Here is a 26,507-nt window from a genome sequence, read left to right as displayed (position 1 = left end):
TTTGAATTGGTTTCAAATTATAATTTGCAACCTAAAATCCGACTTTTTCTGTGAAATGAATTTTAATTCTGCAAAAATGCACAGCATGCTGTAATTTTATTTTGATGCTCAAGAATCGAACAAAATGGTAATTATTTGTTTTGGTAAAAAAGCACCTTTTTCAACTATAATATCTAAATTTGCATCCGAAAAAAAACACACACAACACAACTCTTATGTATAAATTGATTATTCGTCCGATACTTTTTTGGTTTGATCCTGAAGAAGTGCATTACTTTACTTTTTCATTTGTTAAATTCATTTCGAAAATTCCCGGAGTTTCGGCCATTATAAGATCAATTTATGAAGTAAAAGACACTCGTTTAGAAAGAGAAGTTTTTGGAATTAAATTTAAAAATCCGGTTGGACTTGCAGCAGGTTTTGATAAAGATGCCAAGCTGTACAAAGAACTGGGAGATTTTGGTTTTGGTTTTATAGAAATTGGAACCGTAACTCCTGTTGGTCAGGAAGGAAATCCTAAAAAACGTTTATTTCGTTTAAAAGAAGATCAGGCTATTATAAACCGAATGGGATTTAATAACGGCGGTGTTCTTGAAGCTGTCGAACGCCTAAAAAAGAATTCTGGAGTTTTAATTGGCGGTAATATTGGAAAAAATAAAGTTACTCCAAACGAGAATGCGGTCAATGATTATATTATTTGTTTTGATGCTTTGTTTGATCATGTTGACTATTTTGTAGTAAATGTGAGTTCGCCAAATACGCCAAATTTAAGAGCTTTACAAGATAAAGAGCCTTTAACAGCTTTATTGCAGACTCTGCAAAACAGAAATGTTGAAAAACAAAAAACAAGTACGCAGAAAATAAAACCAATTTTATTAAAAATTGCTCCGGATCTTACCGATGAGCAGTTATTGGATATTATTGATATTGTAAAAACAACTCAGATTGCGGGTGTTATTGCAACGAATACTACGATTTCAAGAGAAGGACTTCAATCACAAAATCAGTCAGAAATGGGAGGTTTGTCCGGAAAACCATTAACAAAGCGTTCTACAGAAGTAATTCGTTTTCTTTCTGAAAAAAGCAATAAAGCATTCCCAATTATTGGAGTAGGCGGAATTCACTCTGCAGATGATGCTGTCGAAAAATTAAATGCAGGAGCAAGTTTGGTGCAGTTATATACCGGATTTATTTATGAAGGTCCGGCATTGATAAAAGCAATCAACAAAAAAGTTTTAAGACAACTGTAATAAAAGCGCCTGAACAATTAATCCGGCAAGTATTGCAATTCCAAAACTGATTAATGTTCCAATTAAAACATATTCAGTTAATTTTCGGTCTTTGGCTTCTTTTAAATCGCCAAACCTGAAAATAGATTTGGCAGCCAGTAAAAATCCAATCGCTTCAAAATGTCCGGTTAAAATAAACCCGAAAACAAATAAGCGTTCTAAAATACCAATATAATTTCCGGCAGCTATCAGTGAATTATCCTGATGGCTGTTTTGGCTTTCAGGTGCCCAGATTGAAATAATAGTTTTTATGAAAATAGATGTGGGTTTTGTTATCAGTAAAATTCCGGTAATGAGAATCCAGAATGCATTATCCTGCCAGAAATTGACTATTGTATTGTTTTCATAAAGCAGAACCACGCCTATTAAAACAAGAATATGCGCAATTTGGTCAAGTACAAACCATGTTCTTTTGGTTTTCTTTTTCTGAAAACTTAATTTAATTAAATCGATGATTCCGTGTGTAACGGCAATCAAAAAAGCATAAGGAATAAAACGAATTTCTCCTGCAAGAATAGCTGCCAAACCGCCATGAAGTAAAATATGGAGGTACAAATATTTGCTTTTATATTTTTTGTTTTCTTTATCTGTAACCCATGAATTGGGCTGCCAGATAAAATCACCTAATAAATGCGCTAGAAATAGTTTTATAAATAAAATCATGGGGCGTTGAGTTGTTTTATTTGTGTTCTAAAATAACGATCTAAATTCATGACTAAATCAAACTGGGCGCGCTTTTGCCTTCTGCTTACTGCAGCCTGGTTAATGCCTAATTTTTGTCCCAGTTCTTCTTGTGAAAGTGTTGGGTTTTCGATAGCTTTTGCAACAAATTCTGCCGATTGTACGAGCCAGTTATCCATAAAAGTTAACGCCAGCTGAAGCATTAAATTCAATTTTTCATCAAAACTTATATCGCCAGTCCGCATGGCCAGAGTCACTTTTTGTTTTTTTAAAGTTTCAAAAAGTTCACCAGAATTAATAAAGGCAGTTCCGTTGCTTTCAGATATTCTTTCGGCATTATGGGTTTTATTTCCAAAACCAATGCTCATTCTGGCATCTGATTTTTTGGCTCGTAAATGTGCCTTTATTAAAACAGCAGTAAGCAAAGCATCTTCGGGATTTTTAATTTCAATTTGAAATTCATCTCCGCGGTAAACTTCCCATTCACTTGGTGTTTTGCCAAGCGGAGCCAGGATTTTTTTTAAATCCTCAACCCAATGTTCTGATTTTTGCTGTCTTGAACCAATTATGTCACCTGTAATTACACTAGTCATAATCAAATATAATTAAAAAATAATAAACTTTCTATTACAAATATAAGTAATAAATTCAGTTATTACGTTTTTTGGTAATATTTTAAAATATTACTTTTTTGTGTAATAATATTGGTTGGGATAAAAATAACTTTCATTTCATTAAAAAAGAAAGTAACTTAGCTTTACAAAAGAATAAGCTTTGAATAAAGAGATCAAGATTATCGAATGTCCCAGAGATGCCATGCAGGGCATTAAAACTTTTATTCCAACAAAAAATAAAGTTACTTATATACAGGCACTGCTTCGTGTAGGGTTTGATACTATTGATTTTGGAAGTTTTGTTTCTCCCAAAGCTATTCCGCAAATGCAGGATACGGCCGAAGTTTTAGAACAATTAGATTTATCACAGACCAGCAGTAAATTGCTTTCTATAATTGCTAATACGCAGGGTGCTGCTTTGGCTTCAGAATATGAAGCTATTCAATATTTAGGATTTCCTTTTTCGATATCTGAAAACTTTCAGATGCGTAATACACATAAAACCATTGCAGAATCTCTGGTTACTCTAAAAGAGATTCTGGAAATTGCTGATAAAAAAAATAAAGAAGTTGTAACCTATCTTTCAATGGGATTTGGAAATCCGTACGGAGATCCGTGGAATGTTGAAATTGTAGCAGAATGGACTGAAAAACTGGCCGAAATGGGAGTTAGGATTCTTTCGCTTTCAGATACCGTAGGAAGTTCTACTTCGGAAGTTATTACCTATTTATTTTCGAATTTAATTCCAAAATATCCAGAAATCGAGTTTGGTGCGCACCTGCATACAACACCAGATACCTGGTTTGAAAAAATTGATGCTGCTGCAAAAGCCGGTTGTACTCGCTTTGACGGTGCAATTCAGGGATTTGGAGGCTGTCCTATGGCAACCGATAAACTTACAGGAAACATGCCTACAGAAAAACTGGTTTCTTATTTTACAGCTAATAAAAAAATAACCGGACTTAATTCATTAAGTTTTGAAAGCGCTTATAACGAAGCTTCTAAATTGTTTGGAAAATTTCATTAATTAAGGGAATTTTTCGTACATTTAAACAATATCTTTTAAAAAAGATCGTTTAAATTACTCAAAAAATTATCCCATGAAGCCTAATTTCACTCATAGAATTGGCACAATTTTATTCTCTTCCATTTTATTTCTTTCCTGCTCAAGCAATTTAGACTTTGATCAGGTTAATGATTTTAAAATAGAACCTGTTTTTGTTGCAAACGTTGCGCATTTTAATATTAAGGCAAACGAAATTCCAGATGATGGCAGCGGACACCAATTACCGCCCGATGTTGAAGATTTTGATGTGTTTAAAAATAAGTTTTTAAATGATAATCTAACGAAAGCCGAATTAAATTTTGAAATAGAAAATACAATAAACAGGGCTTTTAAAGTTGAAATACAATTTATAGATGCAAACAATCAATCATTAATAACCATTAGTTTAGACGTACCGCAATATACCAGCGGTTCAAATATTGTGAAATATCCCACTGAAGTTTTTGAAGGCGAAAGACTTGCACTGTTAAAACAATCCGTAAAAGTTGGTTTTACAGTAACTATACAACCGGGAACAGGTAATATTTCGGGTAATTTGAAATTAAAATCAGGTGCAACCGCTTATATGAAAATAGAATGAGAAAAGCACTTTTAATTTTAATAGTAGTTGTGCAATTTTCTTGTTTAGCTCAAAATAAACAAATACTGTACAACTTTGCATCTATTCCGCAGTCATCGCTTGTTAATCCGGGTGCCGATGTTTCGTATAAATATTATTTTGGAATTCCGCTTTTGTCCGGAGTATCTGTAAATGCGGGATCGAGCAGTTTTTCGGCTTATGATTTGTTTGCAGATAATAGTGTCGATTTTAATGATAAAGTCCGAAACATTATCAATAAATCAGCAGCAAATGATAAAACGCAGGTAAATCAGCAGTTAGAAATTTTTTCCGGTGGTTTTAGAGTAGGAGGCAGAGAAAGCCAGTCATATATTTCATTTGGAGCCTATCAGGAATTTGATTTTCTGATGTATTTTCCAAAAGATATAGCCATTTTAGCCGTAGACGGAAATCAGAAATATATAGGAAAATCATTCAGCTTAAATGATTTAACTGTTCGTGCCGAAGTACTCTCGGTGTTTCATGTTGGGTTTCACAAAAAACTGAATAAAAAACTTGTTTTAGGCGGACGTGCTAAAATTTATTCAAGCGGCGCCAATGCCACTTCAACCAAAAATTCAGGATACATATATACAGGAGAAGGTGTAGGGCCTAATATGTATACACAAATTATCGAATCGAATTTAGAACTTAAAACGGCTGGGATTGCTAAATTTACTAAAGATGAATATGAAGGAAGTATTCCGGGAGATATTGCTCACAATACTTTTTTTAACGGAAGTCTTGGTTTAGGATTTGATGCCGGATTAACCTATTATTTTAAAGATAATCTGCAGTTTACCGCAAGTATACTCGACGTTGGTTTTATAAAACAGTCAAAAGATGTTGAAACAAGAAGATACAAAGGCAGTTATGAATACAATGGCGTAAATCCTATTTTTAGTGCGGTAAACGAGCCTACAGATATTATTGATGATTTTGAAAAAGCTATTCCAGAAGAAAAACTATATAATAAATACACGACTTGGCGTCCGGTTAAATTTAATTCTTCTATTCAATATTCTTTTGGAGAAACCAGATATGACGGCGAATGTAATTGTAAAGTGCCAAATGAAAGACGATATTTAAATTCTGTAGGCGGACAATTATTTGTTATGACCATGCCTAATGAGCCTTATGTGGCAGTGACAGCTTTTTATCAAAGAAGTATTTTTGAGAAATTGGATGTAAAAGCAACTTATACAGTCGATCCTTATTCGAGTACCAATGTAGGTTTAGGAGTTTCCGGAACCGTTGGGAAATTCAATATCTACGCTTTAGTCGATAATATTTTTGAATATAGAGATGTTTCAAAAGCAAACAGCCTTGCTTTTCAATTCGGTTTTAACTTTGTAATTCAGGATTCAAAAAAATAATTACAGAAATAAATCACAAAAAAATGAATTCTAAATTTCAATAGTAAAAATGACAATACAGCCTCGTTTTTTTTGGGATTTGGAATTTATTTTTTGGAGTTTAAATCATAAGTATTTTCCTGTAAAGTCAAATTTATGAATATGTTAGTATTCAAGTTAGCAATTTATTCACTATATTTGCACGCAATTCAACTAGAAATTGCACCATGATAGCACACAACTCCAAGATTATCGGCGAAGGTTTAACTTACGACGATGTATTATTAGTACCTAACTACTCGAATGTGCTTCCCCGCGAAGTGAGTATCAAATCAAAATTCTCAAAAAACATAACATTAAACGTTCCAATTGTATCTGCTGCTATGGATACAGTGACGGAAAGTGCAATGGCAATTGCTATGGCACAAGAAGGCGGAATTGGAGTTTTACATAAAAATATGACTATCGAGCAGCAAGCTGCGAAAGTTAGAAAAGTGAAGCGTGCTGAGGCAGGAATGATTATCGATCCGGTAACATTACCAATGAATTCAACTATTGCCGATGCAAAAAACGCTATGAAAGAATTTGGAATTGGCGGTATTCCAATCGTTGACGAAAACAAAACCCTTAAAGGAATTGTTACGAACCGCGATTTACGTTTTGAAAAAAACGGAGCAAGACCAATTGCTGAGGTAATGACAAGTACAAATCTTGTTACAGTTGCCGAAGGAACTTCATTAGAACAAGCCGAAGTAGTTTTACAAGGCCATAAAATCGAAAAATTACCCGTTGTAAACGCTAAAAACGAATTAGTAGGTTTAATTACGTTTAGAGATATTACAAAACTGACTCAAAAACCAATTGCTAATAAAGATTCATTTGGACGTTTGAGAGTTGCTGCTGCAATTGGTGTTACAGGCGATGCAGTTGTAAGAGCAGAAGCTTTAGTAAATGCAGGTGTAGACGCTATCATTATCGATACAGCACACGGACATACAGAAGGTGTGGTAAACACATTAAAAGAAGTAAAATCAAAATTTCCTCAAATTGATGTAATTGTTGGAAACATTGCAACTCCAGAAGCTGCTAAATATTTAGTAGAAAATGGTGCCGATGGTGTAAAAGTAGGAATAGGACCTGGTTCTATTTGTACAACTCGTATCGTTGCCGGTGTTGGTTTTCCACAATTCTCAGCAGTTTTAGAAGTTGCTGCCGCAATTAAAGGAACTGGAGTTCCGGTTATTGCTGATGGTGGAATTCGTTATACTGGAGATATTCCTAAAGCAATTGCTGCAGGAGCTGATTGTGTAATGTTAGGCTCATTATTAGCAGGAACTAAAGAATCTCCGGGAGAAACAATTATTTTTGAAGGAAGAAAATTCAAATCATACCGCGGAATGGGTTCTGTTGAAGCCATGCAGACAGGGTCTAAAGATCGTTATTTCCAGGATGTTGAAGATGATGTTAAAAAATTAGTTCCGGAAGGAATCGTTGGACGTGTTCCTTACAAAGGTGAATTAAACGAAAGTATGCTTCAGTTTATTGGAGGTCTTCGTGCCGGAATGGGATATTGTGGTTCAAAAGATATTCCAACTTTACAAGAGTCTGGACGTTTCATTAGAATCACATCAAGCGGTATTACTGAAAGTCACCCGCACAATGTAACTATTACAAAAGAAGCTCCGAATTATTCAAGATAATTTTTAGTTTTCAAAATAGAAAAAGGCATAAGAATCAATTTTCTTATGCCTTTTTTTGATCTATATTTTTAAAGCGCAGCAGTCTGCTGTTCAGTCTCTCTTACTTTTTGATTTTCTAAAATCTTCTGAATAAACGGTTTTACTTCATTTTCAATATCATTTTCAGAAATATTTAAAGCTTTTGGATCTGATGCTAATTGCAGCCATGGTTTTGGTCCGTCAAAATCATAATTTCCAAAAACGATAACCGGAGTTCCTTTTACTTTTACATTTTCTTTATCTTTTAGAACCCATTCGTCTGCAAATTTATAAAGATATTTAGCGTCTTTTTCTAATAATCTCAAACAAGAATGCGACGCAGGATAACCCGGAAGATCATATTGGTGAAAACCAACTCCTAGTTTATTTTCGATATTAAAATTCCATTTTAATTCCCATTCGTCATTAAACGTACTGGTTGTTTTTTCAGCTTTCCAGTTGGTGAAAAATAGACCTGTAGGTGTAGGATCTTTTTTTCTTCCCATATTTGTTGGACCTGTGTAAACTAATTCGCCGTTTTCGTAAGCCGCGAAAGTCTGCGTTGGATAAGAAAAAATAATGATTTTTGATACGTCTTTTAAAGCTGTTACATGCAAAGGAAAAGGCATATAATAAACCAAATCTCCACTGAAATCTGCAGGAATTACAACAGAATCCAGTTTTTTTAGATTTGTTTTATCAGCTCGGTTTAAAGCCGATACTAAATCAATTTTGGTGCTGTCGGCTTCATTAGTTTTCAGCCATTCTTTGGCGTTCGTAAACTGATACGAAACGGCAGTTTCGGGCTTTTTATATTCGATTGTTTTTTTTGGTTTTTCTTTTTCGGCATTATCTGTTAAGGTTATAGTGTCGCTTTTTTTACAAGAAACCAATACAATTAACATCAATATAAATAGGGCGTTTGCTGTGTAATATAACTTTTTCATAGGTCGTATTTTTATGAAAATAAAGTTATGATTATGATAGCTGAAAAGGGTTACATAATTTTTTGAATTGTTTGCTGGATTTTCATTTTACAGATAGCTTCTATTTAGTGTTAATCAATTTCAAAGTATATTCAAACTGTGTGTCCTTATTTTGCATAAAATCTTCTAATGTTTGAGATACGTTATGATCCGGAATAACACCTCTCCCAAAAATCTGATTGGCTTTTTTAGGAACGTCCTGTTCTAAATTTACAATTGAAAATCGTGTTTTGATTTTAGTGTTCGGAAGTTCGTATTCGATAGGAGTGTGGCCGTTGTGCCCAAAATAACCGCCCATGGTTTCTTCGCCAATGACAATTGCATTGGTATTTCCTGCCACAAGCGAAGCGAATAATGAACCTGCAGACGCAATCCGCGGACTGATTAATAAAAAAATCTGTCCTTTAAAACTATTTTTATCAGGCTGTAGTAATGGATTGAACTTTTGATCTTGAATGTATTTTTGATTAATGAGTTTTGGAAATTCTTCTTTTATTTCATCTTCAAAATCCTTACGTTCCTCCTGTTGTTTTTGAGGCTCGGTTTCTTCATAAACTAAATTTTGTGTAAAGGGGATTTTTTGAAAATTTACATAAGCCGATGAATTTTCGCGATACGGTTTTTGTGTTAGATAGGAGAAAGTTACAATATCATTGGGATCGGTTCCACCGCCATTGTTTCGAATATCGACAATTAAGTTTTTTATTTCAGGATGGTTAGAAAGATATTGAAAACAGCTGTCCAGATATTTTTTATACGCCAAATGTAGTTTGTCTTTAGCATTTCTGCCAATTACAAATGTATGTACAGAAAACAGGGCTGTTTTTTCTGAAATTATTTTGAATGAATACTTTTCTTTTGCCTTTTGATATTGTAAGCTGTCAGAGGGAAGTGAAAAACGCTTTTTGAAGTTTTCTTTCCGGATTTCATTAGAAACTGAACTGACTGATTTTATAAGTTTTTGAGCTTGATTTGGAAGTGAATATTCAACTAAAAAGCTTTTTTGCGGGCCGTATTCCATTTCGAAATATTTCGAAAAGGAACTTCCAATTCCAATTGATTTTCCTGTAATATTGTAGCCGTCGGTTGTGTAATATTTGTAAAGAGAAGCTAAGATTTTTTTAGTTTCAATTCCGTTAATGCTGTGGATTTGTGAACCAAGCGGGATTTCAGTATTTTCAAAATTAAGAATCAACTGATTTTGAATAATTTTTACTGGATAAGGAAAGAAAACATTACCCAATGAATATTGCTTTTCAAAATCATCTGGAAGAGTAGTATCATTGTGAAGACTTCCTTCAAAATCTGTTATTTGAAGAAGTATTTTATAGAATTCTATAAGCTGCTGAGGTTCTTTAATCTTCGAAAAAGCCCAGTTGTAAATACTGTCAATCTGTTTTTTGTTTCTGTATTTGTAAAGTCCGGAATTGGCTTTTTCTCTTATTTCTTTAAAAATGGTTAAATCTTGTTTGAGTTTTTTGGCCGGCCATTTTTCGTTTTGCGAAAACATAAACAGCGGTAAAAAGAAAATCAGAACAATTTTAGATTTGAGCATTTTTAGATGATTTAGCAAAACTAAAATACTTAAAAAACTTTAAATCAAATTGCTTATTTTGTCATGCTAAATATTTCTTGCGTAAAAAAATTACTCATTCAGTTTAAATAAATTTTTTATGTCACTCTGCATCCTAAATAAATCAATAACACTATAAAGTCCTACTGATTCTTTAAGATGTTTATTTATTGGTGAAGTGTCTACGCATGATTTTATCAAATGTATTTGATTAGCTGTGTCTGGCTGATGTTTTAATCCGTAAACAGAGTATTTAGAAATCCTTTCGATTCCACTATTATACAATTGTCCTTTTGCAGATAAATTTTTTATGCCTTCCCAACTCGGAATCGTGTCGAAAACACCATCATAAAATTCTATAATAGGACTTTCGTTTCCTCGAGAAATTTCATGGATATAAGCAGCATAAAAATGATCTTCAAGCTGAATCGAAATTACATCTCCTTTTCTATAAAATGTAATGCTTTCTGGTTGAGATGGTTTGCGTTTTAGAGGTGTTGGTGTGGATAAAATAAATTGTTTTATTTCTTCTGATTTTCTCTCAAAGTCATCACTTAAAACTACTTCTTTGTTTAAAAGATCAATCGCATCAATTGCTTTTTTGTTTATGGTTTCGTCTTGAAAACCATATTTGTGCAAAAGAACAGAAAGAGCAAGAATGGTAATCTGCTTGTAATTATTTGAAATTTCGTCTGCATTTAAAACACAGTTCCAGCGATTTAATAATCTAGGCAGTATATATAAAAGATGCGTATCTGCACTGTCTTTATTACCCAGCATTGCTGAAAAAGTTAATCTGGCTAAATCTTCATCGATTGATTTTACTAGATGTTTTGAAGCAAGTTTATCGAGAATTTGTTGATGAGTCATGTTTTTTACTTTGAGCTGCAAATATAATCAAACTAGCTATAAAAATAAGTTTTTTCTTATAATAATTTTTTTATTTTAGCATGCTGTAACAGCATAATCGTCTTAGCATCTGTAATTTCGCCAGATTCAATCATGTTATAAGCTTCATCAAAAGTCAATTCCAAAACTTCAATATTTTCCTGTTCAGCATCGAGTCCGCCGCCTTCGCTGACTTTCATTTTTTCGTCATATTCTCCAATAAAAAGATATAAAATTTCTGTTACAGATCCCGGCGACATATAGGTTTCAATAACTTTCTCAACTTTGCTTAAACGATAGCCGGTTTCTTCTTCAGTTTCGCGAATAATAGCCTGCTCAGCATTATCTTTATCCAAAAGTCCTGCGCAGACCTCGATCATCATTCCGGTTTTATTTCCGTTAAGATAAGTCGGCAGGCGAAATTGTCTTGTTAGTATAACTGTTTTTTTATCAGTATTGTATAATAATATTCCAGCTCCATTTCCACGATCATATACTTCGCGTTTATGCGATTCAACAGGTTGATTTTCTTTTTTATAATTAAAAGTTACTCTGTTTAATATGTACCAATTATCAGATAATAATTTGGTTTCTGTTATTTCTATTTCTGGATTTTTTCTCATTTAAAAAATAGTTTCATAAAAAAAACGCTCTGGTTATCAGAGCGTTTAAGGTATTATTTTGTTATTGTTTGTTTTCTGTCTGGTCCAACTGAAACAATTTTAATTGGAACTTCGATTTCTTTTTCAATAAACTCAATATATTCTTTTAGCTCAATTGGCAATTGATCGTAAGTTGTCAAGCCAGTTAAATCTTGTTTCCATCCTTTGAACTCTTTGTAAACCGGAGTAACGTTTTCCGGCTCGATGTTGTATGGGAAATGAGAAATGTTTTGTCCTTTGTAGTTGTACTCTGTACATACTTTTAAAGTTTCAAAACCAGAAAGAACATCGCCTTTCATCATCATTAACTGAGTAACACCGTTTACTTGTACTGCATATTTCAAAGCTACAAGATCTAACCATCCGCAACGTCTTTGTCTTCCTGTTACAGAACCAAACTCGTTACCTACTCTTGCCATTGTAGCACCCACTTCGTCAAATAATTCAGTTGGGAAAGGTCCGCTTCCTACACGTGTAACATACGCTTTGAAAATTCCGTAAACCTCTTTGATTTTGTTAGGAGCAATTCCTAAACCTGTACAAGCTCCGGCAGCAGTAGTGTTTGATGAAGTTACGAAAGGATAAGTTCCGAAATCAACATCTAATAAAGATCCCTGAGCTCCTTCGCAAAGAATAGATTTTCCAGCTTTTTGAGCCTGGTGCATATATTCTTCACTGTCGATGAAATCTAATTTTTTAAGATCTTCGATTGCTTCGAAGAATTCTTTTTCAAGTTCAGCTAAGTTGTACTGAATGTTTACATCATAAAAAGCAATCATAGCTTCATGTTTGTCGGCTAAAGATCTGTAACGCTCTTTAAAGTCTTCTAATTCAATATCACCTACACGTAAACCGTTTCTACCTGTTTTGTCCATGTAAGTTGGTCCAATACCTTTAAGAGTAGAACCAATTTTTGCTTTTCCTTTTGATGCTTCAGAAGCAGCGTCGAGCAAACGGTGAGTAGGTAAAATTAAGTGCGCTTTTCTTGAAATGATTAATTTGCTTTTGATATCAAGGTTGAATTTTTCTAAACCTTCGATTTCTTTTTGAAAAACTACAGGATCAATTACAACTCCATTTCCGATGATGTTTACTGAATTTTTATGAAAAATTCCAGAAGGAATAGTTCTTAGTACGTGTTTAATTCCGTCAAATTCTAATGTATGTCCTGCGTTCGGTCCTCCTTGGAAACGTGCAATAATATCATAGTTTGAGGTAAGTACGTCAACAATTTTTCCTTTACCTTCATCTCCCCATTGTAATCCTAGTAATAAATCTACGGTCATTCTGTTTTAATTTGCGTTGGGACATTCAAAGTTATCCCACTGATTATGTAGTTAATTTTCTTTTTTTTGTTATTTTTTGAAAAAGTCCTTTTTGCAGACTATGAGTTTTGCTTTTTATTTCCGTAGAAATAAAGCGAATGATTTGTGATTTCAATATCAAAAATTTCTTCGATAGTTTTTTTGATGGTTTGAATTCTTGGATCGCAAAATTCGATTACTTCGCCAGAATCTGTCATGATAATGTGATCGTGCTGTTTATCAAAATACGATTTTTCGTAGTAAGCCTGATTTTGTCCAAATTGATGTTTTCTAACCAAAGCGCAGTCTAACAATAACTCGATCGTGTTATAAAGCGTTGCTCTGCTCACACGATAGTTTTTGTTTTTCATTTTGATATATAGATTTTCTATGTCAAAATGTTCCTCGCTGTCGTAAATTTCCTGAAGTATAGCATAACGCTCAGGAGTTTTGCGATGCCCTTTTTGTTCAAGATACATTGTAAAAACATTTTTTACAATTTCTTGATTCTTAGTGTTGTCAGTTGAAATAAGTGTCATATCCGGCAAAGATAATTTTTTATTTTTAATGAATAAAAGTTTCGGGTTTAAAGTTTCGTTACAAAATTCTTATAGTTTCCCTAAAAAGTTAGGTTCTGTACTCTCTTGTAACCTTGTCAACACCGTCAATTTTTTTAATGGCATTAATCATTTTTTTCAAAATAGTATTGTTTTGAACAATAACGGCGACCTGTCCGTGAAAAATTCCGGCATCGGTACTCAAAGAAATACTCTGAATATTGACGCTCATATTATTCGAAATTACACGTGTTAATTGATTCGTAAGTCCTAAAACATCCATTCCTGTAATATTAATAATGGCTTTAAATTCTTCCTGAGAAGAGTCAATCCATTTGGCACTCATAATTCGGTACGCATAATTAGACTGCATTCCTATGGCATTTGGACAGTCTTTTTTGTGTACTTTGATTCCTTCGTTTATGGTCACAAACCCAAACACATCGTCGCCCGGAATTGGGTTACAGCATTGCGAAAGCTTATAATCTAGTTTGTCATGCTCAGTTCCAAAAACCAGCATGTCATAATTACTGCTGATAACTGGTTTGTGAATATCTTCGGCTGCGGTTGTATCTTTATTTCTTTTGATTTTATTTTTAAAGAAATTGATAAACGTATTGCTTTTCTGCGCCGCATAATCTTTTAACTGTTGATTTTCAATTGCGCCAATACCAACTCGGTAAAATAAATCTAAGCTTGTTTTTAATTTAAAAAAGTTAACTAACTCGTTTGTAACTTGTTCGTTAAGTGTAATTTTTAAATGTTTTAGTTTTCTGGTAAGAAGTTCTTTTCCTTCTTCGCCAATTTTTTTGGTGTTCTCGTTAAGAACGTTTTTGATTTTATTTTTTGCTCTTGAAGTTGTTACGTATTCGAGCCAGTTTACAGTAGGTTTTTGATTTACAGACGTAATCACTTCTACCTGATCACCACTTTTTAATTCGTGATTTAAAGGCACCAAACGTCCGTTTACACGCGTTCCTCTGGTTTTAATTCCAATTTCTGAGTGAATGCTGAATGCAAAATCAAGAGACGTTGCACCTTTTGGCAGCGATTTAATTTCTCCTTTTGGGGTAAAAACAAAGATTTCTTTAGAATATAAATTCATTTTGAAATCTTCAACAAAGTCAACCGCATTGGTTTCTTGGTTTTCTAGTGCTTCCCGAAGCAGATTCAGCCATGTATCTAAGCCGCTTTCTTCGGTTGCTCCGTTTTTATATTTATAGTGCGCTGCGTATCCTTTTTCGGCGATTTCATCCATACGTTCGCTTCGAACCTGAACTTCAACCCAACGCCCTTTTGGTCCCATAACAGTAATGTGAAGCGCTTCATATCCTGTTGATTTAGGAGACGAAATCCAGTCACGTAAACGGCTTGGGCTTGGACGGTAATGGTCAGTTACGATAGAGTATATTTTCCACGCAATAAATTTTTCGTCATGCGGATCTGATTTGTAGACAATTCGAAGCGCAAATTTGTCGTACACTTCATCAAAACTTACGTTTTGTGCACGCATTTTTCTGCGAATTGAATAAATAGATTTCGGACGTCCTTTTATGATATAATCGATGTTTTCTGCATCGAGCGATTTTTTTATAACTTCAGAAATGTCTTTTATATAAGCATCCTGTTGTTCTTTTGTTTCTCTGATTTTGCTTACAATGTCATCGTATACAGCAGGTTCTGTGTATTTTAAGCCTAAATCTTCTAATTTGCTTTTGATGTTGTAAAGTCCTAAACGATGGGCGAGAGGAGCGTAAATATAAAGTGTTTCAGACGCAATTTTAGTCTGTTTATATTCTGCCATCGAATCCATGGTCTGCATGTTATGAAGACGATCTGCGAGTTTAATTAAAATTACACGAACGTCATCGTTGAGCGTTAAGATCATTTTACGGAAATTTTCCGCCTGCATCGATGCATTTAAGTCTTTTTGAACTAATGAAATTTTCGTAAGTCCTTCTACAAGCTGTGCAACTTTTGGGTTAAACAAACGTTCGATATCTTCAACCGTAATTGGAGTATCTTCTACAACGTCATGTAATAGGGCTGCGGCAATAGAAGTCGCTCCCAGACCAATTTCTGAGGCAACAATTTTTGCAACTGCAATAGGATGAAAGATATACGCTTCACCAGATTTACGTCTTTGTTCTTTGTGAGCATCAACCGCAACATCAAAAGCTTTCCGAATTAATTTTTTGTCAGTAGGGCTTAAAGTCTGATAACTTATTCGTAGTAATTCCTTGTATTCCTGCGCAATAGCTTTGTTTTCTTTTTCTATATCTATTTCTGTCATAATGGCATAGTTCAAGTACTAAAAATAAGCATTTGTTACAACATACGCAAGGGTTTGCGATCGTAGATTTTTGATTGAAAATTATAGATTTTTAGTCTAAAAAAGAGACTTATATTTTGCTGAGTTGATGTAAAGAAAGAAGACTTTTTAGTTAATAAAAGCAAGAAAACTCAGAATCTTAGTATCTCGGAAACTTAGAATCTTTGGCTAAAATCCTCTCTGTCTTTTTGCTTCAAAAATTAAAATAGCGGCAGCAACAGATACGTTCATGCTGTCGATCTCACCCTGCATTGGAATAATGATGTTTTGAGTGGCTTCTTCACGCCATTTCTGGGTTAAACCGGTTGCTTCTGTACCTACGACTAATGCAGTTGGAGTTGTAAAATTTTGTGTATGATATGAAGTTGAGTTTTGAAGTGTGGCAGAATAAAAATTGATCTTTTTTTCTTTTAGAAAAGCAATAATTTCGTCGGTTGTTCCGGTGGCAATTTGATTGGTAAACAAACAGCCAACACTTGAACGTACAATATTGGGATTGTATAAATCGCTTTTTGGATTGGCGATTAAAACAGCGTCTAAATTAGCGGCATCGGCGGTGCGTAAAACAGCACCAACATTTCCCGGCTTTTCTAATGATTCTGCAACCAAAATCAGCGGATTATCGGATAATTTTAAATCAGAAAGTTTTAAAGATTTGGTTTTGGCTACAGCCAGAATACCTTCGGTTGTGTCTCTGTAAGCCAGTTTTTGATAAACTTCTTTGTTGATTTCGATGATTTGAAACGGAGAAGGGATTAGTTTGTTAATTTCTGTTTCTGAAACTAATTCCGGTAAAAACAAAACGGTTTCAATTTCATAACCACCTTTTATAGCTAAAGAAATTTCGCGTTGTCCTTCGATCAAAAATGTTCCGGTTTGTTTTCTGGCTTTGGCTTTTTCTTGTAGTAAAGCAAGCGATTTTATTAACGGATTTTGAACAGAAGTAATTTGTTTCATTTTTTTAAGCGACTAAGTTTCTAAGGCGCTAAGGTACTGAGATTTTTTTTAAAGTTGCAAAACGACACAGAAACAAAGGTTCAAAGCTTTTTTTAGTCGCGCATTACACGAATTTTTACGAATTATGATTTAGTAAAATCAAAAAGAAATTTGTGTAATTCGTGTAATGCGGGGCTAAAAAAACTATTTTTCAAAAACTTCTTTTACTTCTTCGGCAACAGGATGGTTTGTTGTGAAATTATAACCTGACAATTTTGCAATAGTTTGAGCAAATTGTTTTTGATAGATTTGTGATTCTGTTTTTATTTCGCCTTTTGAAGTGATTTCAGGACCCATAGCAGCAAACCAAATTTGCGATGCGCCTTCAACATCAGCACCGTGATCTGTCCATTGTGTTTTGATTTTATCCCCGCGACCGTGATCTGTGGTTATGAATATTGTTGTTTTGTTTTTATACTGTGGATCATTTTGCACAAAATCCCAGATTTCTTTTATCCATTTATCAACCTGATTGGCCGCGTCTAGATACGATCTGTAATGTCCGTGATGAGCCCATTCATCTGTTTCTCCGTATGCAATATAAAGGACTTTTGGTTTTTTGTTTTTCAGTTCGTCCATAGCCTGATAATGTGTAAAAACATCCAGACATTCATCTTCATGAAATGGTTTAAAAGAGTTGTTACGCATTTCATTTAGTAATTTTTGAGTGGCAGTTGGTTTGTTTCCACCAACATTATCAAAAGCAGAAATTACAGGAAAACCGCTTCTTTCTTCATTTAAAATTCGGTCGAAAGCATCCCATGCGCCAAAAGCTGCTATTTTTCCTTTTAGTTTAGATTGTTTGTTTAAGAATTCTAAAACATTTACGTTTGGATTGGGTTTGTATCCATTTGAGTTTACCTGAAGGTCAACATTTCCGGTCATAATTTCGCTGTATCCGGGATAACTAAACCAATACGGATTTGAAACGTCGACTTTGCATCCAAGATCACGATTGCCGTAAATTTGTCCTTTTGAAACAATTTCAGACCATAAAAAAGGCATTATTTTTTTGCGGGAATCTGCAAAATCTGAACCAGCATAATTTTTACAAATGTAAGTACTGTCGCCTTGATTGAATTTTTTATCATTCGCAATGGCTGGATCTAATCCTTTAAAAACTTCCTGCCATCTAAAACCGTCGGTTGTGATTATAATGATGTTTTCTGTTTTTTGTGCCTCAGCAGTAAAGCTTATTAAAATGAATAGAATTAAGATTATTTTTTTCATTTTTTATAGTTTGAAATTATAAGTAATGTGATATTTATTATCAAAACTAATTAATAAAACGTGCGGCTTTTTAAAACAGAAAGAATATAACCATAAGTTAACAGAGAGTATTTTTACAAAATCCCTCTCGATTTAATTTCCAGATATTTATTGATAGCGTCTAAAGTTAGATTTTCAGGTTGTGTTAAAACAGAATGAATTCCGTATTTCTTTAGTTCGTTTGCGATTAATCGTTTTTCAAACATGAATTTTTCGGCAATTACTTTGTCGTAAACTTCTTGAATGGTATCGGTTTTTTTGTTGATAATTGCGTTTAATTCAGTATTCTGAAAAAATACGACAACTAATAAATGACTTTTTGCAATTCCTTTTAAATAAGGTAATTGTCGATGTAAACCATCCATAGTTTCAAAATTCGTATACAGTATAATTAAACTTCTTTGATTGATGTTTTTCTTAATATCAACATATAATCTGCTGTAATCGCTTTCGAAGAAATCAGTTTTAATATTGTAAAGTGTTTCAAGAATTTTTTGCATCTGAGAACCTCTTCTTTCTGCAAAAACGCGGTTTTCTACTTTTTTAGAAAAAGAAAAAAGCCCGGCTTTGTCTTGTTTTTTCAAAATTACATTTGATAAAACTAAAGTAGAATTTATAGCATAATCTAATAAACTCAATCCGTCAAAAGGCATTTGCATGACACGTCCTTTATCAATGGCCATGTAAACCGATTGTGATTTTTCGTCCTGAAACTGATTAACCATTAATGCGTTTTTCTTTGCAGTGGCTTTCCAGTTTAAGGTGCGGAGATCATCGCCCTGAACATATTCTTTAATCTGCTCAAATTCCATAGTGTGGCCAATTCGACGGATTTTCTTGATTCCGTATTGGTACAAATTATTTGAAAAAGCCAGTAAATCGTATTTTCTTAGCTGAATATACGAAGGATAAGTTGGCACCATTTGATCTTTGACAAAAGAAAATCTTCTGGAAATTAATCGCAGCGGCGAAGAAACATACACATTTAAATAACCAAAATGATATTCGCCTCGTTCTGTGGGACGCAGATCGTAACTTAATTCTGCCTGATCTGATGCTTTTATTCTTTTTACAATTTTAAAATCACGCACCTGAAACTGAAACGGAATTTCATCAATTATTTTAACCAAAACAGGAAATGTATAATGGTTTTTGATGTGAATATTTATAGCGTTTAAATCTCCATTTGAAAGTTTTTCTGGAGTTGTTCTTTCTGCTTCAATTCCGGTTTTTGTCAGGTATAGAATCAGAATATCCAAACCAAGAAAAGTGGCTAAAACTAATAGAATAAACCAAACGGCATTGTATAAATTAGGAAATATAAAAGCACAGATAAATAATACTATAATGCCTAAAAGCACATAGAAAAAGAAATTATTGAGATATAGACTTTTTAGTAATTTCAAGTTTTCTTAGTTTTTATGTTTTACTACTAAATTTTAGTGAATTCATCAAAATTAAAGCCTTCCAGATAATCAATTTTCCAGACACCATTTTCTTTTACAACTGTGGCTTTGTATTTAAAATCGCCTTTCCAGGACCATGTCCAATAAAAGGAAGTTTTATTGTTTTTAATTTTCAAATCATTGATTGTTAGTGTTTTCCAGTATTCATCAGGAGAATCCTGACAATTGCACCATGGATTTGCATCATTTCCAAAAGGAGGAAGTTCGCCTACAAGCCATTCTGTTTTTTTATTTTTAAGATTAGAATCAATCTTTAAGGCAATTTTATTGTAATTGTCTAAAAACTGCTGCGAAAAGAAATTGGTTTTCCTGAGCGATTCCATTCTTTTTTTATGTGCGGCTAAATCTAAGCCAGTATATTTATCTCCTTTTTTGTTTGTAACCGGATCAAAATCACTGTTGTTGTTTGCTTCAATCCATTGGTAGGCTTTTCTAATTACGCTTTCAATTTCTTGTTTATCAGTTTTGAAATAAAAGTTTTTATCATTTTTTAAATCAAAAGAACCTGCAGGACTAAATCCGGTCAGGAAAAGTCCTGTAATAATTAATGCAAAAAGTTTAGAAAAATTCATCTTTTAAAAATTTCAAATCATTCATAATTTATAATTCACTATTAAATGAATTATCTTGGAATTTCTACCGTTTCAATGATCTGCTTAATGATTTCTGCACTTGTAATTCCTTCCATTTCACGTTCCGGCGTTACAATAACACGGTGTTGCAGCACTGGAATTGCAGCTTCTTTAATATCTTCAGGCGTTACGAAATCACGTCCGCGAATAGCGGCAAAACCTTTTGAAGCATTTAAAATTGCGATTGAGGCACGAGGCGAAGCTCCTAAATATAAAAAGGCGTTTTCGCGCGTGTTTACTACAATTCTGGCAATGTATTCTAAGAGGTTTTGTTCGACTCTGATTTGTTTAATTATGCCTTGATATTGGTTTATTTCAGATGAAGAAAGAATTGTTTTAATAGCTTCTAATTTTCCATGATCCTGCAGCAAATGTTCTCTTTGAATAATCAGGATTTCTTCATCTAATTTTGGATAATCGATGGTAATTTTAAATAAGAAACGGTCTAACTGAGCTTCCGGCAAACGGTATGTTCCTTCCTGTTCAATTGGGTTTTGAGTTGCAATTACCAAAAACGGCGCTTCAAGTTTGTAACCAGAACCGTCTATTGTAATCTGGCGTTCTTCCATAACTTCAAAAAGAGCAGCTTGGGTTTTTGCAGGGGCACGGTTAATCTCATCAATTAAAATTAAATTAGAGAAAATAGGACCTTTTTTAAACTCAAATTCTGAATTTTTAAGATTGAAAATTGAAGTTCCTAAAATATCCGAAGGCATTAAATCCGGCGTAAACTGAATTCGGCTGAAACCAATATTTAATGTTTTAGAAAGCAGTTTTGCGGTAATTGTTTTAGCAACACCCGGAACTCCTTCCAGTAAAACGTGTCCGTTTGATAAAATCGCTACCAAAAGCTGATCGACCATTTTGTGCTGGCCTACAATTACGGTTTCGATTTCTTTTTTGATTGCATTAACGTGGTCTAAAAGAGGGGCTAAGTTTAATCGGGTTTCAAAATTCACATTTTCGTTTGTGATTTCTGTTTGTGATGTATTGATATCGTCCATGTTTGGTATGTTTTTCTGATTGCGTTTTTTATTAATGTAAAATCTTTTCTATGGCATTATTAATTCGGATTAAATCCGCTTCAATATTTGCGTGGTAACTATTTCGGTATTCGTTGATTAAAAATACGAGTTCCTGAATATCTTTTTCATCTTTGCCGGTTTTATGATGCAGTTTTTTTATAAACTCGTCATCTAGTTTTGCGGTATCGATTAAATATTCGGTTCTGATTCTCTCTAAGAAATAAATAATTTTTTTGTCGATTATATTTTTGTGGTCGCCTTCCTGATAATAAAGGTTTCCAATTGTTTTGGTAAAATCAATCGTTAAGTTAGACAAAGGCTGTAAAATAGGTACAATGCGCTGTTTTCTTTTGGCATTGAAAAGCATAAAAATCAGCATTCCAATTAAAAATAAATACCATGCCCATTTTAATGCCGGCTGGCTTAAAATATAACGAAGCGGAGATCCCGAAATATTTTCATCATTTGGCGATTTTGTGTACCAGAAAACATCGCCTTTTGGGATATACGACAATAGGTTTTCGGTATATTGATAACGGTCTTTTTTTAGCAGATTATAATTTGTAAAAGCAACAGGATGTGTATGTAGGAAGAAAAAACCGCCTTTATAAGGTATTTTTATAAAGTTGATATTTTTTTTGATTTTAGGATTTCCTTCGTATCCTAAAACAGTTGTGTTTGCGGTATCGATTTTGGTAAAATAATCAGATATATCGGTGGTGGCTTTGTAAATTTTAGGACTTACTTTTTTGTTTGCCATCCATACCGAAGCATTTTCAGTTTGAAGTAAATTAGATGAATATTCAAATTTTAGACTGTCTGATAAAGTTTTAGGGAAATTAGTCATGCTTAAAAAAGCATTATTTCCATGCGATACAAAGTACATGATTTCTTTTATCGACTGATCGTCGATATTATTTTGCTGCGAAATATTGATAAAAGTTCCTCTTACGGTATAGGTTTCAATCAGAGAATCTTCATTGTATTTTGAATCTAAAAATTCATAAGGCGTAATGTCAGGGATTCTTTCAACTTTTTGATTTTTAAGAATACCATTAATTTCTTTGTCAAAAACATATAATCCAAAAGGAATTTTGTCGTTGACAGAATAGGTTGGACGCCAGTCAATTGGTTTTGGTTTGTTGTAATCTCCAATTAAAATTAAGATTAGAATAAAAACCAAAACAGCTATGTATATTTTTATATTTTTACTCATCTGCTAAAGGTTTTTAAAGCATTCTTAAATCTATTTTCGGTTTTATTGAAAACAGCATCGTCAATTTCAAATTCGCCGTACCAGATATAATTGTACAGATATGATAAATAGGTAAACTCTTCTTTATCTTTTGGATTTTGAATTTCGTACAAATAATCTGAATTGGTTTTTTCAATATCCCATTCAATATAATTATGCTGCGCCATAGTTTTTAAAAGCCATAAATAATAGTATCGCACAGCAGTACGTTTTTCTCCGGCTTCAAGGCTTTCTTTTATTAATTTTTCAAAATCTAAAAGGTGAATATTCTTTTCGATGTCTGAATAATGCAGGGTTCTTTTATTGGCGTTTTTGCCAAAAATCCATTGCCCTTCTTTATTAATAATGGCTTTAACAATTAAATAAATCACTAAAACAACTACAATTACGGCCACTATACGAAGAAAAATAGCGGCGAATTTTAATGAAGTCTGCGGGTCGCTGAATGAAAACAATCTTCTGAATAGACTGGCGATCCAATCTTTAAAGCGGTCCCAAAGGTTTTTTTCTGGTGCTTTTTTCTCGTAATTGAAATCAGAATCAGTGTATTTTTTTTGAAAATTTTTAGTGAAGGTTTTCGCTTCAACGGCCTCTGAATCGATTTGAATATCTTTCTCGGTATATTTAACAGCCGAGATACGAGGAGGTTCTTCAATAAGCAGAGAATCCTGTGCATTTGCAATACCGCAGAAGAAAAGAAAATATAAAATAAAGAAAATTCTATTCATTACTGGTTTTATTAATTCGATTTGGCTGATAGTTTTTGTATTTTCTTATGAACGATAAAAGGATAAACTAAGTAATAAAATGAAATTATTCCAAGTGTTGTTACTATAATTAAACTGCTTAACCAAATAGGCATATCAATAGAATATCTCGTAATAAATCCTTCCAGAAATCCGGCGCTTATGGTAAATGGAAATGTGCTTAAGAATATTTTGAAACTGTTTTTAAAACCAATTTTAAAAGAATTCATTCTCGAAAAAGTTTTAGGAAACAGGATTGAAGCTCCTAAAATAAATCCGGCTGCAGATTCAATTACAATGGCAAAAATTTCCATAGAACCATGAATCCAAATCCCGCGCACACTTTGCCAGAATACATTTTGCTCATAAAAGAAATACTGAAAAGATCCCAGCATTAAGGAGTTTTGAAGAAAAACATAAAAAGTGCCAATACCGGCAAATATTCCGTACAAATAACATCTTGCGCCTACGTAAAGATTGTTCATTGTAATACCTATAAAACTTCCCCAATTTGATCCTGATTCGTAAACCGCCATGGGATTTCCTTTTTTGATATTTTCCAGCGACATATTTACATATTCATCGCCTAATATTAAGCGAACAAAGTTCTGGTCGTAACGCGCCGAAATTACTCCCATTGCAACGGTTGCAAAAAATAATACAAAGGCATAGAGTAAATATCTTTTGTAGTCGTAAAGTAATAGGGGAACTTCAGTTTTAAAAAACTCGATGATTCGGTTCTTTTCAGTTCTTTTGGTTTTATATATTTTTTGGTAAATCTGCGATGCAAGATGATTTAAGTAGACAACTGTCTTACTTTTAGGGTAATAGGTTTGTGCATACGACAAATCATTCATTAATTGAATGTACAAATTAGCTAATTCGTCAGGATTTTTCTTAGCTTTACCAAAAATAGCTAGTTCAAATTCCAGCCATTTTTCTTTATTTTGTTTTATAAATGCAACTTCTCTCATTGAGGGCTAAAATATGAAATATGTCAGAATTATCTATTAATACGACACAAAATGTTAAAATAAATTTTATTGCCGCAACACCAGGTGAGCGTATGGGTGCTTATTTCATTGATTTGGGCATTAAAATCTCATATATTATTGTTGTTTCACTAATTGTTTTTTATTGGCTTAACCTTGGCCAGGCACTTGACGGAATGGATATGTGGTCCAGAGGTGCGATATTTTTAATTCTTTATTTTCCCATTATAATTTACTCTATAACTTTAGAAAGTATTTTTGAAGGACAGTCTTTTGGAAAAAAACTTGTCAAGATAAAAGTCGTAAAAATAGATGGATATCAGGCAGGTTTTGGCGATTATTTAATGCGATGGTTTTTTAGAATAATAGATTTTACTTCTTTCTATGGTCTTGTCGCTCTTATTACTATAATTTCCAGTAAAAAATCACAGCGTTTGGGAGATATGGTCGCAGGAACGGCAGTAATTACGCTGAAAAATAAAATCAATATTAGTCATACCATTTTAGAAGAAATTGGCGATGCTTATGTTCCTACTTATCCTTTGGTAATTAAATTATCTGACAATGATATGCGAATTATTAAGGAAACGTACCATAGAGCAGTTGCAAAAAATGATCACGAAATCATTTACAAACTCGTTGAGAAAATTGAAAGTGTAACGGGAATTAAAAATCAATCCGGAAATAACTCTGATTTTATTCGCGTCGTTTTAAAAGATTACAATTTTTATACACAGCATATGTAATTTTTTAGTTAAAGCATTGTATTTGTATTTATTAGCATAATTCTCGTTTAAATTTTATAATTTTAATATACAGACTTTTGTAAGTATTTTAAATGGACTTAAATGAAAAACTAATTTGTAAATATTATGAGGATTAAAGCTTTAACTGCCGTATTATTAATGTTATTTATTTCTGTTTTGTCTTTTGCTCAGGGAGGAAAAAAACTAGATAAAATTATAAAAAGAGATTATCAGATTATTGAAGGTACAATTTCTAAAATGTCTGATAAAACTGTAGAATATTCTCTTCCCGGAGAAACACTTGTAATTTCTCTGGATGTTTCGCAGATTGCACGAATTGATTTTGCAAGCGGGCGTTCTCAGACTTTTGATATAAGTCAGGGAAATAATTCTTCAACGTCCGGACCTTCAACTATTGCGGCTTCAGAAATAAAACAAAATACAATTGCGGTGCTTCCGGTTCCGTATCTAAATTCAGATAATCAGGAAAGTTCAGAAGATATGGCAAAATTTGCTCAAAATGACCTTTATAATAAGCTGCTAGATAAATCATCAAATATTCTTCCGTTAACGGTTCAGGATTTAAGAACTACAAACAGTCTGCTTCACAAAGCTGGAATTGATCATAACAATATTGATGAAACCCCAATTGAAGATCTCGAAAAAATACTTGGTGTAGATAATATTATCGCGGCCAAAGTTTCTTATACCATGAATTCCGGAACTACTGCAACAACTTACAATTCCGGAGATGCCAAAGTAAGCGACAATAATAAGAAAATTAAAACTAATGATGTTTCGACAACGACATCTAATACGCAGGTTTATTATTATTACACCGTTTATTTTGATATGTATAAAAATACTTCAAAAATTTATTCGCAGACCCGTAAACCACTTTTGGCGGTTAAAGACAGCTGGATGGATTCTATTACTTATTTATTAAAAAGAAGTCCGATTTACGTAAAAAAATAGCCTTCCTATTTATGAAATTTATTTGTTAAGATTATTCCTTACAACTTTGTAACTTTGGCCCTTTGCATATTTGTAACTTAAGAAAAAATGTTTCATTTATTAGATATTATTGGTACCATGGCATTTGCCATGTCTGGCGCTTTAACGGCAATGCATAAAAAACTCGATCCGTTTGGGGTTTTTATTATTGCATTTGTTACAGCAGTTGGGGGCGGAACACTTCGTGATGTTTTAATTGGCAGAACTCCTGTAGGCTGGATGATGAATCTTCAATATGTTTACGTAATTATTTTAGGTTTTTTTCTGGCTATTATTTTTAGAAAAAAGTTTGATAAACTGCGCACTTCCTTGTTTTTATTCGACACGATTGGTTTAGGTGTTTTTACTTTAATTGGTCTTGAAAGAGGACTTTTAACGGGACTTCATCCGGTAATATGCATAGCTTTAGGAACCATGACAGCTTGTTTTGGCGGCGTAACGCGCGATATTTTGTGCAATGAAATTCCAACTATTTTTAGACGAGAAATTTATGCCACAATATGTATTTTTGGAGGCATTGTATTTTTTGCACTTCGTAAATTAAATTTGGAAGATGATATTCTTTATCTCGTAACTTCAATTGTAATTATTTCTATTCGTTTACTCGCAGTAAAATACAAATGGTATCTGCGTGCTTTTGAGCATAAATAAGTTTTTTTCTGCCGCTAAATTATACAAATCAAAACATTTGGAATTTTGAGGTTTTTAAAATTAACAATACAAAAATTAGTGTATATTAGTGA

25 protein-coding genes are annotated in these 26,507 nt (G+C 33.2%); 8 read left to right on the top strand and 17 right to left on the bottom strand.

What is annotated here, in order from left to right; all coding sequences use genetic code 11:
* The first annotated feature begins 215 nt into the window (after positions 1 to 215).
* Positions 216 to 1,250 carry a quinone-dependent dihydroorotate dehydrogenase gene (locus tag ABD859_RS14095; RefSeq protein ID WP_345145256.1) on the top strand — a complete coding sequence of 345 codons (1,035 nt, stop codon included), beginning with the start codon at positions 216 to 218 and terminating at the stop codon, positions 1,248 to 1,250.
* Here ABD859_RS14095 and ABD859_RS14090 read toward each other — a convergent pair.
* Together ABD859_RS14090 and ABD859_RS14085 are read right to left on the bottom strand one after the other, a co-directional pair.
* A complete protein-coding gene (locus tag ABD859_RS14090; protein ID WP_345145255.1) occupies positions 1,236 to 1,952 on the bottom strand; it encodes a DUF3307 domain-containing protein in 717 nt (238 codons plus the stop codon). The two genes, ABD859_RS14095 and ABD859_RS14090, sit on opposite strands and share 15 nt — an antisense overlap.
* Positions 1,949 to 2,563: a SatD family protein gene (locus ABD859_RS14085; RefSeq protein WP_345145254.1), complete on the bottom strand. Its 615-nt coding sequence runs from the start codon at positions 2,561 to 2,563 to the stop codon at positions 1,949 to 1,951. The genes ABD859_RS14090 and ABD859_RS14085 overlap by 4 nt, the downstream gene beginning before the upstream one ends.
* A gap of 181 nt (positions 2,564 to 2,744) precedes the next feature.
* Here ABD859_RS14085 and ABD859_RS14080 point away from each other — a divergent pair, with 181 nt between their 5' ends.
* The 4 genes from ABD859_RS14080 (at position 2,745) to guaB (ending at position 7,303) form a co-directional block, all read left to right on the top strand.
* Positions 2,745 to 3,611 carry a hydroxymethylglutaryl-CoA lyase gene (locus ABD859_RS14080; protein ID WP_345145253.1) on the top strand — a complete coding sequence of 289 codons (867 nt, stop codon included), beginning with the start codon at positions 2,745 to 2,747 and terminating at the stop codon, positions 3,609 to 3,611.
* Between the two features lie 73 nt (positions 3,612 to 3,684).
* Complete coding sequence (locus ABD859_RS14075; RefSeq protein ID WP_345145252.1) at positions 3,685 to 4,230, top strand: hypothetical protein; 546 nt, start codon at positions 3,685 to 3,687, stop codon at positions 4,228 to 4,230.
* Positions 4,227 to 5,624 carry a DUF5723 family protein gene (locus tag ABD859_RS14070; RefSeq protein WP_345145251.1) on the top strand — a complete coding sequence of 466 codons (1,398 nt, stop codon included), beginning with the start codon at positions 4,227 to 4,229 and terminating at the stop codon, positions 5,622 to 5,624. The genes ABD859_RS14075 and ABD859_RS14070 overlap by 4 nt, the downstream gene beginning before the upstream one ends.
* A gap of 206 nt (positions 5,625 to 5,830) precedes the next feature.
* Positions 5,831 to 7,303, top strand: a complete 1,473-nt coding sequence (guaB, locus tag ABD859_RS14065) for an IMP dehydrogenase (protein WP_345145250.1) — start codon at positions 5,831 to 5,833, stop codon at positions 7,301 to 7,303.
* A 68-nt stretch (positions 7,304 to 7,371) separates the two neighbouring features.
* Here the strand turns inward: guaB and ABD859_RS14060 are convergent, their stop codons facing one another.
* The 15 genes from ABD859_RS14060 to ABD859_RS13990 all read right to left on the bottom strand — a co-directional run bounded on the left by ABD859_RS14060 (position 7,372) and on the right by ABD859_RS13990 (position 23,986).
* On the bottom strand, positions 7,372 to 8,268 hold the full coding sequence (locus tag ABD859_RS14060) for a L,D-transpeptidase (protein ID WP_345145249.1): 897 nt from the start codon (positions 8,266 to 8,268) through the stop codon (positions 7,372 to 7,374).
* 100 nt (positions 8,269 to 8,368) lie between these two features.
* On the bottom strand, positions 8,369 to 9,862 hold the full coding sequence (locus ABD859_RS14055) for a S41 family peptidase (RefSeq protein ID WP_345145248.1): 1,494 nt from the start codon (positions 9,860 to 9,862) through the stop codon (positions 8,369 to 8,371).
* 90 nt (positions 9,863 to 9,952) lie between these two features.
* A complete protein-coding gene (locus tag ABD859_RS14050; RefSeq protein ID WP_345145247.1) occupies positions 9,953 to 10,750 on the bottom strand; it encodes a hypothetical protein in 798 nt (265 codons plus the stop codon).
* 56 nt (positions 10,751 to 10,806) lie between these two features.
* The gene (locus ABD859_RS14045; RefSeq protein ID WP_345145246.1) at positions 10,807 to 11,391 is read right to left on the bottom strand and encodes an NUDIX domain-containing protein; all 585 of its coding nucleotides are present in this window, start codon (positions 11,389 to 11,391) and stop codon (positions 10,807 to 10,809) included.
* A gap of 53 nt (positions 11,392 to 11,444) precedes the next feature.
* A complete protein-coding gene (locus ABD859_RS14040) occupies positions 11,445 to 12,716 on the bottom strand; it encodes an adenylosuccinate synthase (RefSeq protein ID WP_345145245.1) in 1,272 nt (423 codons plus the stop codon).
* A gap of 98 nt (positions 12,717 to 12,814) precedes the next feature.
* Positions 12,815 to 13,273 (bottom strand): Fur family transcriptional regulator, encoded by a 459-nt coding sequence (locus tag ABD859_RS14035; RefSeq protein ID WP_073416844.1) that lies wholly within the window; start codon positions 13,271 to 13,273, stop codon positions 12,815 to 12,817.
* A gap of 88 nt (positions 13,274 to 13,361) precedes the next feature.
* Positions 13,362 to 15,584 carry a RelA/SpoT family protein gene (locus tag ABD859_RS14030; RefSeq protein WP_345145244.1) on the bottom strand — a complete coding sequence of 741 codons (2,223 nt, stop codon included), beginning with the start codon at positions 15,582 to 15,584 and terminating at the stop codon, positions 13,362 to 13,364.
* A 207-nt stretch (positions 15,585 to 15,791) separates the two neighbouring features.
* Complete coding sequence (locus ABD859_RS14025) at positions 15,792 to 16,580, bottom strand: TrmH family RNA methyltransferase (protein ID WP_345145243.1); 789 nt, start codon at positions 16,578 to 16,580, stop codon at positions 15,792 to 15,794.
* 183 nt (positions 16,581 to 16,763) lie between these two features.
* Positions 16,764 to 17,849 (bottom strand): phosphoglyceromutase, encoded by a 1,086-nt coding sequence (locus ABD859_RS14020; RefSeq protein WP_345145242.1) that lies wholly within the window; start codon positions 17,847 to 17,849, stop codon positions 16,764 to 16,766.
* A 113-nt stretch (positions 17,850 to 17,962) separates the two neighbouring features.
* Entirely contained in the window at positions 17,963 to 19,294 is a 1,332-nt protein-coding gene (locus ABD859_RS14015; RefSeq protein WP_345145241.1) for a DUF58 domain-containing protein, read from the bottom strand.
* A gap of 26 nt (positions 19,295 to 19,320) precedes the next feature.
* Positions 19,321 to 19,926, bottom strand: coding sequence for a hypothetical protein (locus ABD859_RS14010; RefSeq protein WP_345145240.1), 606 nt, complete (start codon positions 19,924 to 19,926; stop codon positions 19,321 to 19,323).
* A 50-nt stretch (positions 19,927 to 19,976) separates the two neighbouring features.
* The gene (locus ABD859_RS14005) at positions 19,977 to 20,990 is read right to left on the bottom strand and encodes an AAA family ATPase (RefSeq protein WP_345145239.1); all 1,014 of its coding nucleotides are present in this window, start codon (positions 20,988 to 20,990) and stop codon (positions 19,977 to 19,979) included.
* Positions 20,991 to 21,021: 31 nt separating this feature from the next.
* Positions 21,022 to 22,227 (bottom strand): DUF4350 domain-containing protein, encoded by a 1,206-nt coding sequence (locus ABD859_RS14000; protein ID WP_345145238.1) that lies wholly within the window; start codon positions 22,225 to 22,227, stop codon positions 21,022 to 21,024.
* A complete protein-coding gene (locus tag ABD859_RS13995; RefSeq protein ID WP_345145237.1) occupies positions 22,224 to 22,994 on the bottom strand; it encodes a DUF4129 domain-containing protein in 771 nt (256 codons plus the stop codon). Before ABD859_RS13995 ends, ABD859_RS14000 begins: the two co-directional genes overlap by 4 nt.
* An 11-nt stretch (positions 22,995 to 23,005) precedes the next feature.
* On the bottom strand, positions 23,006 to 23,986 hold the full coding sequence (locus ABD859_RS13990; protein WP_345145236.1) for a stage II sporulation protein M: 981 nt from the start codon (positions 23,984 to 23,986) through the stop codon (positions 23,006 to 23,008).
* Between the two features lie 20 nt (positions 23,987 to 24,006).
* Between ABD859_RS13990 and ABD859_RS13985 the strand changes: the two genes are divergently transcribed.
* From ABD859_RS13985 to ABD859_RS13975, 3 genes are all read left to right on the top strand, one after another.
* On the top strand, positions 24,007 to 24,750 hold the full coding sequence (locus tag ABD859_RS13985; protein WP_345145235.1) for an RDD family protein: 744 nt from the start codon (positions 24,007 to 24,009) through the stop codon (positions 24,748 to 24,750).
* Between the two features lie 126 nt (positions 24,751 to 24,876).
* Positions 24,877 to 25,725, top strand: a complete 849-nt coding sequence (locus tag ABD859_RS13980; protein ID WP_345145234.1) for a hypothetical protein — start codon at positions 24,877 to 24,879, stop codon at positions 25,723 to 25,725.
* Positions 25,726 to 25,812: 87 nt separating this feature from the next.
* A complete protein-coding gene (locus ABD859_RS13975) occupies positions 25,813 to 26,415 on the top strand; it encodes a trimeric intracellular cation channel family protein (RefSeq protein ID WP_345145233.1) in 603 nt (200 codons plus the stop codon).
* The last annotated feature ends 92 nt before the right edge of the window (positions 26,416 to 26,507 follow it).

This window comes from Flavobacterium ginsengiterrae (assembly GCF_039539785.1).
GTDB lineage: Bacteria > Bacteroidota > Bacteroidia > Flavobacteriales > Flavobacteriaceae > Flavobacterium > Flavobacterium ginsengiterrae.
The sequence above is the reverse complement of the archived record's forward strand: the minus strand, read 5'-3'. Positions and strand labels throughout refer to the sequence as shown.